This is a genomic window from Priestia sp. JNUCC 25 (genome assembly GCF_053667915.1).
Genome location: NZ_JBSJYE010000002.1, coordinates 95665 through 107759, shown reverse-complemented (window position 1 = coordinate 107759; position 12095 = coordinate 95665). Strand labels below are relative to the sequence as shown.

The window sequence follows — 12095 nt, the reverse complement described above, 5'->3', positions numbered from 1 at the left end:
AAGAATTCATGTAAGGAAAAACAAAGAATTAGTGTTTTCTTATACTTACTATTTTAGCAACTTTATTTAAATGTTTTTCGGATTCCTTTAACCGTTTTTGGGTGTTTACTAAAGATTTTTGAACAGATGAATGTGTAGCAGCTGTAACTTTAATACTTTTGGCTTCTGTACATACCAGGTAAATAAACTAATCTACAAGATAACATGCTCATCAACCTTTTATTAGGAATGTATTCACTTTATTTCCTTTTTCCATTTTTCTTTTTTGGGGTAGGAAGACCGTATTTTTTAGCTATGGCTAATGATTTCTTAGCTATTTCCTGTGCCTCTTCTTTCGTCAATTTCATACATAAATCTCCTCTCCGTATCTACTATTATAGATTTTGGACAACAAATTCAAAAAATATACATGTCCTTCCCTCACCTTCCATATACATACACTAACTATGTACACAAAGAAAGTGTCCTAGAGATAATTTTATAGTTTAGGAGTGATTATGTGTCAGTAGAGGAGAAGAAGCGAAAAGTTCGTTGTGACAAAAAGCGAGATGTTAAACCAACAATTCCAATTCATCTTAAAGAATGTATTTATAGATTGTCTTATATTACAAATACACCAGTTAAAGATGTGACCGAATCAATATGTATATCAGGTCTTAAATCTCCAAAAGTAATGGACTATTTATCAAATTATTTTAGAAGAGGATTTAGTTTTGAAAATACAGTTTATATGGGAGATATGTCTAGAATCCCCATTAGAAAAATGTACGTTAATATTGACAAGGAACGTATTTCCACACGACTGAAAGACGGACATGGAGATACGTATGACGTCATTAAACGTCTTGCCTACGCATTAGATTGCACTCCAACATTAGCTACAGCTTTTCTAATTGAAGCGAGCATTAAAAATACGGGATTTGTGAACGACTATGTAAAGGCTCACTTGGAAGAGGAGTTGGATAAAGGAAGATTAAAAGAACTAAAAGAAGTGTTAAAATATATAAATTGGAATAACCCTTATAAAGAGGAAGTCTCTCTTAGTCATTTAGTATTTTATATCATGGAAGAATTGCGACATGGGGCAAACACGATAGGTACTTCTGTACAAAACTGGCTAGATAAAATAAGGGATAAAGATTAGAATTATTTACCTTGATAATGCAACAAAAAAGACTCCTTTGCTGATTAGCAAAGGAGTCTCTAATTTATCGGGTTAGAGAGAATACTTATTAATCTAACCAGTTTTATAGATTGAAATGCAAAAGATATTAAAAGGTATTATAAAAAGAGATATAGATGTTTTTTAGAGTAACCCTTTCTCCTTGAATACCTTCCTCAAAGCTTCATTTATTAATTCTGATTTGTAGCTTTTAGGAACACTATTTATAATACTTAATACGTCTTTGTCGAAGTAAAAACCTTGGTAAACTCTTTTTGATGAGGCTTTCGTTCCTATCAGTAAAACATCTATTACATCGCTAGAACTATTACGGACAATAACTTTATTTTTACTTTTATTTTTTCTAGGAGCATTAGGAACAGTCTGTTTTTTTCTAAACAATGTACTAAAATCAATATTCACGGGTTGAGGTGATTTCCCTACATACTTGTAAACTTCCTTCTTTTTATCCCATGAATAGCCTAGTTTTTTTATCTTTCTTTGGATGGTTTGATCAGTGACATGGTATAGTTTTGCTAATTCTTTAATTGTTATTTCTTTGTTCGTAACTTTCTTAATTAGTTCACCTACTAACATAAATAAAAGTCACCTGCTTTCATTATGTTTTTAGGTTCCTATATTCATCCTTCCTTAGTAAATATCCTGCATAAGATCTTTAATAAGGGCCCTTATGATACGACAGCAAATGGATCTCTTTAAATTACCCAACAGATGATGTTCTGTTATTGCTATACTAAGATGCGATGAGTTTTTTATGGACGTAAATGTTCATCATAAATAAGGAGAGAATTTAATGGCTACAACAAAAACTAAAAAAAATGTTGCAACAAAAGATCCAGAAACAGATACAACCATTATTGAACAGCTAACGTATTATCGAATGTTAGCCCCACTAGAAGTTAGATCCCTCTTATCTCATCTTAATTCAAGTGGAAAGAAGTCTATTTCCCCCAATATCAAAAAATTTAAAAATGGAGATTTAGATCCTTTGGGCAAGACATTTATAGAAGGGGTAGATAAACAGCAAAAGCATTTTACTGAAGAATCTGAAAAAACAGGATCTACACCTTACAAAGTAGATTTTGTTGGTATGCAAAAGGAAGCTTTTAATTTATTTGAAGAGATAATCCACGTATATGGTATCCCAGATGACGGTATTAGGTTACCAATGGAGAAAGCTAAGTCAGGTGAGTTGAAAATTAGAAAAAACGAAGTGGTTTATATGAATAGTGAATCCACCCTTGTTACTTACCAAATCATTGAAACAGAGAAAGGATTCAAGGTCGTTATAGAAGATACTTTAACGTTGAATTTTAATAGGAGAAAGAAATCTGGTCTATTCCATCTTAAAAGAGTAAAAAGCCTTGGTTCCTATATGAAATGTTTACGGTTAATAAACTATTACATACAGCGTAATAAATTTCCTTTTCAATCTTTACGTTTATCTGGTGGAACATTAAATGTAACGGGATACCTCCAAAAAATTGAGGAAGAGATTGAATCTTACAAAGAACTAATAGATATTTGCACTCAAATTGGAATAAGTGAAGACTATATATTCCATGATAAAGAAGATTTACCTTCCCTATTCAATGCTATAATTAATATCTTTAAAAATAAACAATATAGCATACTGAATATTCGTCAAGAAAAACTAGAAAAAACGCAGATAATTAATATTGAACTTTCTAAATATGTGAAACTAGCATTGTTGTATGCAGATGGATATTTCCTTAACCTTTATTGTGAAGAAGCGTTAAAAATAATGGATAGATATTCGTCTATAACAGATGTAGCTAATAACCACGGGCAGGATACTATTAAACCTGTTATGTTACCTGATAATCGGGAAATTTATAACCAAAAAGTAAGCATTTTCGCTTCTCGAAAAATTGAAGAAATGGTGAAAGATACGAACTTTGATTTCACAATAGTAAAATTGTCTTTTACTGATGAACATCATGATATACAAACTGACTTAACAATTACTAGTTCTTTAGACTATATAGACTTTTACGATAAATCCCATGATAAAAACTATTTGGAACTTGCTCTTGACCTGAACCAACGGTACCTAACGAAGTTTCCGCAAGATGATATCGCAAAGGTTAATGTTTATCTTATTAAGCTCAAGCAAGATCATGAATTATCGGAAGAAGAACAAAATGATCTTTATAGCATAAAAGAAAGAGCAGAGAATAATAAAGAGCAAACAATATGTTTTGCATGTGAAGTTCTGTTGAAAAATAAGGCAAAAGCGAAGAGAATATTTACTACTCTTCCTGATGAGGAAAAAGAAGAAATCATAGAATTTCCAATCTACCTTTTTTATCAAAACTTGAAGTAGTATGCTCATTTTCTTCTGTATATAGATTGCTAGTAAAATTTTATAACATTCCCTGTTTATAAAGTTTTGGCCATAATACAAATTATAAGCCCTATTTGCCTATGGATAGGGCTTATAAATTAAAAAAGTCCTCTACTTTAACCTTTGAATCAAGTTTTTTTAAGATATTCATTACTTTTTTTATGGTTGAGCCTGATGGGATATAACTTGAATCGTTATAAATTTTACTGACTGTATGTCTATTTAAATTAGTTGCTTTAACTAATTTGGTTTGAGTATAACCCTTGCCTAATAAATATTTTCCTAATTTACTTTTTTTAGTGATTTTAGGCATACTAACACGCTCCTTTTTATAAAGGATGGACGCATTTTAAAAAAACTATACATTTTTGTATAAAAAAACAGGCAAAAATCTTAATCTACAACATATAATAAATTACAAAACAAAAAGTATATGAATATTGCTTATACAGAGTTAGAATAATGTCGATATTTTTGTCATAATCATATAGCATGAATACAGTTAAGACCGCCTTATACACTGATACATATTGGGCGGTCTTTGTTGTGATTATTCCATATATTTGTCAGGTAGGGACTTTCCCCTCATCCAATCGTTCCAAAAAGAAAGTTTAATGTTACCCTTATTTATTTCTTTTAGATTCTGTTTAATTTCTTTTTCAGGAAGAGGATTTGTTTTAACATCCTCGGGAAAAGAACGGTTTCCCGATGGGTCATCTATTAGTTTCAAAGCTTTTTGAAAATCTCGATAAGTAGATGCTATTTTTACTTCCTTCCAAGTTGAACTATTTCTTTCCTTTTGTCCTACATAAACAGGAGAATTTTCTTCGTCACGATGGATAAAGACAGGCAGCGTATACTCAATTTCGCCAATAACTAACCAGTTCCTCTGCCATGCCGTTGAAGGGATACCTTTTTCACTTACAGCAAAATGAACTTGTCCCGCAGGAATTTCTTCATTTCTGTATACGATTAGCGAATTAGCAAAGAGGTCAGCCATATCTAAATCGAAACTTTTTCTCTGATCTTTAAAACTTTCAGGGACAGACGCATTTCCGCCCTTTCGTTCAAAGTGTATTGATACTCCTTTGTAATTGGCTCTCTTGCTATAAACGATCGTAGAAGGAGAATATGTAACGTTGAGTTGATCATTGTGTACAATTGCATCAATATGTGAATCACCTTCAAGCATCCCATAAGAAAGGATTTCTTTCTCATCTTTATCGGGATGGGTTAGAGTCAGTTTATATCCAAAATCAGTAGTAGCTCCACAGTTTGTTTGATGGACTTTCATTACATAGCCACTCTTCATTTCTATCTTCTGAATGACATCATCGCTACATCCAATCTTTTGTACCATTGCAAGTAAGTATTTTCCTCCTAGAAATAGGATAAGGATACCTACAGCGACAGCTAGTAGTATTTTCTTTTTCTTTCTCACGGGTTCCCCTTTTCTGTTCATCAATCCCCAAGCATAAAATGTAATTGCTTTAATAACTAGGCATTCGCACTTTTTAAAACGACATCTTTTTAATTACACATTTTATTACTGAGACTTCTTCAATTGTAGATTTCCTTTATTAAAAATAATAACGGCATTATAAGCTTCGTATAAGGCATACACTGGGTAACAAAAAGCAATAAAGACAATCATAGTAGGTACCTTTTCCACGATAGGGAAATGACCGGCTAGAAAGCTTTTTATCGTAATGCCTAAGTAGATCAATAAAGGAATTACAATCACAGCTAATAACAATAACCAAGGTGTCATCTTCGTTTCTTTTAATCTTGCTCGGCAATGTGGGCATTTCATCGTAAAAGGACTTGAGAAATCTTCAAAGTCCTTGATTGTAATAGGTTTTTGACACCCTGGGCAAGGTGTTGATGTTTTCATAATGGTCTCTCCTGATGACATTTTAGTTTAGAGTAATTATTATTATATCGGTTAAGTAATCATAGGATGGAGCCTACCACTCTTACTTTTGATATTCATAGACAACAGGAACTTTGTCCAGTTTCACTGTTTTGGCCACAATATAGCGACGATAACCATCTTTTAAGACATTTGAACCTTTTTCAATTGTTAATGGCTCATCCAGGCGTCCTGTACGTTTCACAAAATCAATGACCTTTTGTGTTTTTTCAGGATTTGGGCGTGTCTTTAAGAACGCTTCAGGTACAATAATGTCATCAAAGCTCAAAAGATCCTGTGTTCCCTTTGGCTGATTTGGCATAGGTTTCTTTTCAGGCGTAGTCTTTTCTTCTTGAACAGGTGTCTCCTTCACTTCCGCCTGTACTGTTTCTGCTTTTTTCTTTTGTTCGTTTGCTACAGGTTGAGAAACAGATGCTTGTTCTTCTTCCTGCTTAGTAGATTCCGTGTTCTTTTGGGCTTCAGAAGGCTCAGATGCTTCTTGTTTAGGTTCTTTTTTCGCATCTGACTCATTCTTCTTCTCTTTGTCATTTTTATTCGGAAGAACGGTAATCTGGAAACAAATCACCCCTATTTCACCAGGGCATTCATCAATGGGAATGTCTAACGTTGGTTCCCCTTGAATTAAAATCTTTTCATGCATGATGCTTTTCTTCGTGAGTCCTGTTTTATTAAATGCTTTCTTCGCAACAAAAACGGTATACGAAATAAAAGTACTCTTCTTTAATCCCTTAGGCGCGGATGGTGACCCTTTTTCACGCATATCAAAGGCAACGTAGCGATCATATTCTCGTAGTGGTCCTGTGGCTGATCCAGTTAAGGTAATTTTATGTGGCATAATAGTCTCCTCCTGCGTAGCTTTTTAGTTATTGTTTATTTAGAACACATTTCTAAATAAACATATTCTATTAAAACACCAGCTTCTAAGGAATCTCTACTTTTTTGATTAGGAAGCTGTGTCTTTTAACTGGTTATGTTGACGTAAACATTCTTGTTCCTCTGGCATTAAAGCTTGTCCTAAGTCTTGTTTTACCTTAGCTATCTCCAACAAACTATACGTAGAGCTGTGCTCCTGCAGTAGGCCTTCTTCTTCTGGTGTTAACTCTTGTCCTAAGTCTTGCTTTAATTGAATCATTTCAAGCTGTTGATCCAAAGAAATCTCTGTTTCTTTTTTAGCTTCTTCTTGCTGCTGTTCAGCTTGTAACCAATTAGGAACGAGTTCCTTACGGATAATCCGTTTTGGTGTAGCCAATGTTGTTGTTTGACTTTCGTTATGTATAACTTCTTGTTGGTTTGCGTATACTGATGAATAATCCTGCCCTTTAGGGTTTACCAATTCATAGAATTGATTTTTTGCAATTTGATAGATTAATCGACACATATCCCGTAGGGATAAAGGATTGCCTTGTTGATTGGCTTCATGGACATATTTATCTAATCCAACAATGGTCGAATAAGCAATCTCATGTACTTGCTCTTTCTCAATCGTAATCTCTGTATCTCGTTTGACGGCTTTTGCAGCATTTTGAATACGAGCATAGAAGTCTTGTAGTTGATGGCCATATTTACTTGCATAGACTTGATTGACTTTCTTAGGCACACCTTTGATGTAGGTGAATGCCTGTGAAACAGACATTAAATGATTATTTATATGATTTACAGGTAAATCAAGGTTAATAAAGGCATTCGGTGATTTATCGGCCTCTAAGCTTGGTGTATCAACGTTTGCAGCACTTTCTGGATGCGTCACAGGACATGTCACAGGAGTGGTCATTTCTTCTTGTTGAAGCGTTTGTATACCTGTTGTATCATGAGCAAAAAAGATTTCGTCGCAAATGTGCTGAAAGTTTTTATGGCTTTTAAGGATAAATACATAACTATCAGGATGAGTTCCTGTTGCATCCTCTTTAATGTAACGTGCTACAAGCACAAACGGAGTCGCTTTTAACGAGCGTACAAAACGAGAAACCGTACTTTTGGACACATTAAATTTCTTCATAAGCGTTTCAGAACGTATCGCTTGAATGCCCGTAGCCACTAGGTTATAGATGACGTGATCGAGCATTTCCATTCTCTTTTTAGGGAATTCTTTATGTATAGCTGATTGTTGTTGTTTAAAGTGGGTACAAAGAATCTCTAAAAACTCTTCTTTCTTTTTCCGAAGCGTGGACTTGTGGGTCCATAACCATTTGAACCGTCCATTGAAGGTATCTACATCTTTTAAATAGCAGGTTAATATCTTTGTCATTTGTTCATCTTCTCCTTTAAGGAACACAAAAAAGACACTGTTTCCCTCGAAAAAGGAAAACAATGCCTTGATTTTGATGAACTAAGCCCTTGAAATAGATGTCAATTTCGTATAAAATAAAAACATAAGTTTTATTTTATAGAAAAACTAACTCTATTAACAAGAGACTTCGACAAGTGTTTTCCCTACCGTAATTAGGGTGAACGGTTTAAGAGTGTTGACAGCACTTCTTAAACAGTTGAAGTCTTTTTTCTATTCCGGTCCTTTTTGTTAGTTTTATTATAGCGTTAACTAGTCTCATAATTCAATAAAAATTAGCAAAATATATCAAAACGAGTATTTTAGGCTAATTTTTTTCATTTAGATAATAAATAATTTTAAAATTATTTATTATCTAAATGAAATCTTTCTCTCTACTCTCAACCAGCATGCAAAGTGCAATTTTTAGTTTCAATAAAAATAATCTTACAAATGAAAGAGGCATTGCCCTTAGTTAAGCTGAATTAACTAAGGGCAATGCCTCTTTCATTTTTTATCTTTCACTAAAATTAGGTTAATCATTGATTTTATTTCATGTCATACTCTCTTTCAAGTCGATCTACTAAATGTTCACTTATGTAATCTTCGATGAAAGCACGTTTTTTATTATGATTTTCTTCCCTTTTAAAACTAAACAGACCAGTTTTCACAGTGGTAGTCCGTTCCTCCTCAGGTAACATAACCCATTTTTCAATGGCTTCTTTTTTTAATTTGTTCCTAATTTTCAATTCGTTTAGACGTTGCTCTTTTTCCAAGATTCTTTGGTTGTTTGTAGTTGTAGATGTTTCAGGAAGTGCCTTTAGTACATCTTGAAATTGAGATAAAATTTTTTGATTTGTTTGTCCACTTTGATTCATAAATGTTGTTAAAACCTGAACCATAGAATCAATTTTCTCAGTTGCCTCTGCTAATTGTTCTTCTAAATTCACTATTTTCTTCTCAAAAACTGTCTTCATAGGTTCATTCTTTTCTAACATCTCTGATGTTGTTTCTCCATTAAAATGTGAACGGATTTGCTTAATAGAATAACCATGTTCTTCTTTTAATCTCTTAGCCTCAAGTAACATATCAATCTCTTCTCTTTTGAAACGACGATGACCACCTTGAGTACGAATTCCTTGAATATTAAAGTCCTCTTGATATCTTCGAATTGTTTGATCAGACAGCCCAGTAAGTTTTATTACTTCACTTAATTTGAATTCTTCCTCAGTTTGTTTCAAATTAACCCCTCCTCTTCTCAATTATAATAACAATAAATTTGTTGTTATTATAACAGAACTGACATCAAATTTTGAGAGATTTAATAATGGATTTTTCGTTAGATTTACAGGTTCTTTTGCTATTTTTGATAGAATGGGCAATTCAAAGCCATAGTTCATTATAACAAAGTTCTTAAGAAGGCTAAAGAGATGAAATCTAACTATGAATCTATAGTAAGTAACTGTTAAGTTTGGATTGGAGAAGGCTAAAGAGATGAAATCTAACTATGAATCTATAGTAAGTAACTGTTAAGTTTGGATTGGAGAAGGCTAAAGAGATGAAATCTAACTATGGATCTATAGTAAGTAACTGTTAAGTTTGGATTGGAGAAGGCTAAAAAGATGAAATCTAACTATGAATCTATAGTAAGTAACTGTTAAGTTTGGATTGGAGAAGGCTAAAAAGATGAAATCTAACTATGAATCTATAGTAAGTAACTGTTAAGTTTGGATTGGAGAAGGCTAAAAAGATGAAATCTAACTATGAATCTATAGTAAGTAACTGTTAAGTTGAACTTATATTCAACTAGACTTTAAAAACCTGACTATAAATCTGTGTTTAATTAATGTTAGGTTTAACTAAAGTTTAACTAAAGGGGGGTGTTATTAAAAAAACTATATTAAGTGTGTAATAAGTTAAACTTAAGTTTTACTAACGCTAAAAAACTAACTATAAATCTATACGAGGCGGTTTCTTCTAACATAACAGGAACCGTAAACATTGAAAGTCGTGTGTATCATCCGGCTAATGGCTCACTGGATATGGTGATCAAAATGGATCAGACAGATGAAGAGGAAGTAAGCTTTGTGGCACAAGAAAAAGCGAATCCAAACATCAAATTACCTGTTCATTTATTGTATGAGGATCATGGCTATTATGTGGTAAGAATCAGTGGTTTATCTCCAAATTGGGAAGCACTTGCCTTTGATCTGTATCAAGAAAATGAAGAAAAAGAAACGGTAAACGTGGATGATGTAACGAGTGATTCAGAATCAGATTCACCAGAAGAAATAGATGCTCATGCGTTAATTACGACGCTCTATTCTGACCAACGAAAAACGAAAAGTGATGAAGGAAAAGGAACAAAAAGCAAACAAGAATATGCACTTTTGGTCAATGATTTAGAGAAGCAGTTTGTCAAAAAGAAAATGAAAAACTATGAAAAAGCAATCACAGTAGAAGCCAAGCATAAGCGTCAAACGCAACAAGAAATGAACGAGTTACAACGTGATATGAAGTACCAAGTGAATGAGGAAAAAGCTAATACTGAATCAAAAATTGCGATGAAAAAGGATGCGATTCAATCAAGTGATGAAAGCATTCAGCTCTATGAAGATGAACAAAAAAGTTTACAAGAAAAGCTCCAAAAGTTGAATGAAAAGCAACAGGATTTAGCCATGAAGTGAAAAAACACATGTCAACAGTAGGTCAACATGTGTTTTTTTGAGGTTCACAGTAGGTTCACATCATTAGTTTTTTATGTTCACAGTAGGTTCACATAGAGGAGTTTAGGTCAACAGCAGGTTCACACTTTAGAGGTTTTTGTGATATCACGGTTTTGCTAGGCTCTGCCTAGCCTATCACCCCGTGTGATAGCAAAAACCCCTTATGCTCTTCTCTCTTTTGTAGTGGGGAACCACAATTTACAGGAAAGAAACAAATGTCATGGATATGTTTTTACAAAATATCGGTCTAATTCTCGTAAAAAAAATAGATGAAATGACGAAAGAAAAGAACATTTCTTTCTAAGAATTTTTAAAAGTCGGCTTAAAAAGGAGGGAGGTACTAAGAGAGAGAAAGGATTATAACAAAGGGGAAAAGAGAACTTATAAAATGGATTCGCTAACTTTTTTGCACGGATTATTGGAGCATATTCTACAAATAAAAGAAATGCAACACAAGAAATGGAACGTTAAAAAAAGCAAAAGTTTGAAGACGGAATGAAGGTTGAGGCGTCTTCTTTTTTCATACTAGGAAGGTGGAAGGAGGGAAGAAGCAGCAAGCAAACCGGGTAATCAAAATTTGATTATTATCAATAAGTACTACAACAAACTTGCTTATTTTAACAGTGGCTATATTGAAATCGTTGATCCAGTAGCAACGGGTAAAACGTGGGAGAAAACAGCTGTTAGCTTTTTTAAAGTCGTAAGCAAGATTAAAAATCGTCCATATTATACAGGTCATATATATAATATAAGGTTTTACGTAATGTCTCCCTTTTTTCTTCCTAAATATTCTTTCTACTCTTTGTTTTTTCGACATTTTTTATACCTTCTCTTTTTTATAATGTAAAGTACACAGAAAGCATAAAACAAGAGGAGGAGCGCAGATGAGCATGGTAGCAGGTGTAGAAGTAAGAGAAGAAAAGACGAACCTAAATGATGAAGAGATTGTTCAAGCGTTTCAAAAAGGCGACGAAGATGTTTTCAATGTGCTCATAAAGAAATATGAGTATTTGGTCTGGTCAAAGGTAAAACGATACTTCCTACTAGGGGGAGATCGAGAAGATCTCTTACAAGAAGCAAGGCTAGGATTATATAAAGCTGTTCGCGATTTTAAAACAGAAGGGATGAGTTCATTTAGAGGATTTGCTGATCTATGCATTACACGTCAACTCATTACAGCTATAAAGGCAAGTGCTCGTCAAAAACATTCCCCCTTAAACAATGCCATCTCTTTAAACATACCTAAGAATTCAAAGCGATGGGAAGACGATTTGATTCTTATGGAGATGCTTCCTCATCCACGTGCTGTAAGCCCGAACAAGCTACCGTGGAAAAAGAAAATAAAAGAGAAAGGGAACAGATGTTACAAGAAATACTGTCACCTATTGAAAAAGATGTATTCGCTCTATATATGAAGGGACAAACGTATATGCAAATCTCTCAGAACCTCCATCTTTCTCAAAAAACAGTAGATAATGCGCTTTGCCGAATTAAGAAAAAAATGAAGCATCAAATGCAGTATCTGTATTTACAGCAATCATCTTGATAGACGTGGATAAGTTTCTATAAGCTATTCATTCTAAATTCGTACAACGCCTATTGTATAGATGCTATTTTTTCTT

General features: G+C 33.4%; 12 protein-coding genes. 5 read left to right on the top strand and 7 right to left on the bottom strand.

Annotated features, from left to right (window positions below):
* Positions 1-499 precede the first annotated feature (499 nt).
* A complete protein-coding gene (locus JNUCC25_RS27160) occupies positions 500-1144 on the top strand; it encodes a hypothetical protein (RefSeq protein ID WP_116327420.1) in 645 nt (214 codons plus the stop codon).
* Between the two features lie 162 nt (positions 1145-1306).
* Here JNUCC25_RS27160 and JNUCC25_RS27155 read toward each other — a convergent pair whose 3' ends face one another.
* The gene (locus tag JNUCC25_RS27155; protein WP_116299458.1) at positions 1307-1759 is read right to left on the bottom strand and encodes an HTH domain-containing protein; all 453 of its coding nucleotides are present in this window, start codon (positions 1757-1759) and stop codon (positions 1307-1309) included.
* A gap of 217 nt (positions 1760-1976) precedes the next feature.
* Here JNUCC25_RS27155 and JNUCC25_RS27150 point away from each other — a divergent pair, with 217 nt between their 5' ends.
* Positions 1977-3530, top strand: coding sequence for a DUF4365 domain-containing protein (locus JNUCC25_RS27150; RefSeq protein WP_454223305.1), 1554 nt, complete (start codon positions 1977-1979; stop codon positions 3528-3530).
* 112 nt (positions 3531-3642) lie between these two features.
* On the opposite strand, the gene JNUCC25_RS27145 is transcribed toward JNUCC25_RS27150, so the two are convergent.
* The 6 genes from JNUCC25_RS27145 to JNUCC25_RS27120 all read right to left on the bottom strand — a co-directional run bounded on the left by JNUCC25_RS27145 (position 3643) and on the right by JNUCC25_RS27120 (position 8988).
* Positions 3643-3864, bottom strand: a complete 222-nt coding sequence (locus JNUCC25_RS27145; RefSeq protein WP_116299460.1) for a helix-turn-helix domain-containing protein — start codon at positions 3862-3864, stop codon at positions 3643-3645.
* Between the two features lie 237 nt (positions 3865-4101).
* Positions 4102-4992 carry a hypothetical protein gene (locus tag JNUCC25_RS27140; protein ID WP_454223304.1) on the bottom strand — a complete coding sequence of 297 codons (891 nt, stop codon included), beginning with the start codon at positions 4990-4992 and terminating at the stop codon, positions 4102-4104.
* Between the two features lie 105 nt (positions 4993-5097).
* Positions 5098-5445 (bottom strand): hypothetical protein, encoded by a 348-nt coding sequence (locus JNUCC25_RS27135; RefSeq protein WP_116299462.1) that lies wholly within the window; start codon positions 5443-5445, stop codon positions 5098-5100.
* 82 nt (positions 5446-5527) lie between these two features.
* A complete protein-coding gene (locus JNUCC25_RS27130) occupies positions 5528-6319 on the bottom strand; it encodes a plasmid stabilization protein (protein ID WP_454223303.1) in 792 nt (263 codons plus the stop codon).
* A gap of 108 nt (positions 6320-6427) precedes the next feature.
* Complete coding sequence (locus JNUCC25_RS27125) at positions 6428-7729, bottom strand: replication protein (protein WP_454223302.1); 1302 nt, start codon at positions 7727-7729, stop codon at positions 6428-6430.
* Between the two features lie 566 nt (positions 7730-8295).
* Positions 8296-8988: a helix-turn-helix domain-containing protein gene (locus JNUCC25_RS27120; protein WP_029319673.1), complete on the bottom strand. Its 693-nt coding sequence runs from the start codon at positions 8986-8988 to the stop codon at positions 8296-8298.
* An 813-nt stretch (positions 8989-9801) separates the two neighbouring features.
* On the opposite strand from JNUCC25_RS27120, the gene JNUCC25_RS27115 reads away from it, so the two are divergent.
* The 3 genes from JNUCC25_RS27115 (at position 9802) to JNUCC25_RS27105 (ending at position 12019) form a co-directional block, all read left to right on the top strand.
* On the top strand, positions 9802-10434 hold the full coding sequence (locus JNUCC25_RS27115) for a hypothetical protein (RefSeq protein ID WP_454223301.1): 633 nt from the start codon (positions 9802-9804) through the stop codon (positions 10432-10434).
* Between the two features lie 923 nt (positions 10435-11357).
* A complete protein-coding gene (locus JNUCC25_RS27110) occupies positions 11358-11888 on the top strand; it encodes a sigma-70 family RNA polymerase sigma factor (RefSeq protein WP_454223300.1) in 531 nt (176 codons plus the stop codon).
* The gene (locus tag JNUCC25_RS27105) at positions 11834-12019 is read left to right on the top strand and encodes a LuxR C-terminal-related transcriptional regulator (RefSeq protein WP_454223299.1); all 186 of its coding nucleotides are present in this window, start codon (positions 11834-11836) and stop codon (positions 12017-12019) included. The genes JNUCC25_RS27110 and JNUCC25_RS27105 overlap by 55 nt, the downstream gene beginning before the upstream one ends.
* Positions 12020-12095: the final 76 nt, after the last annotated feature.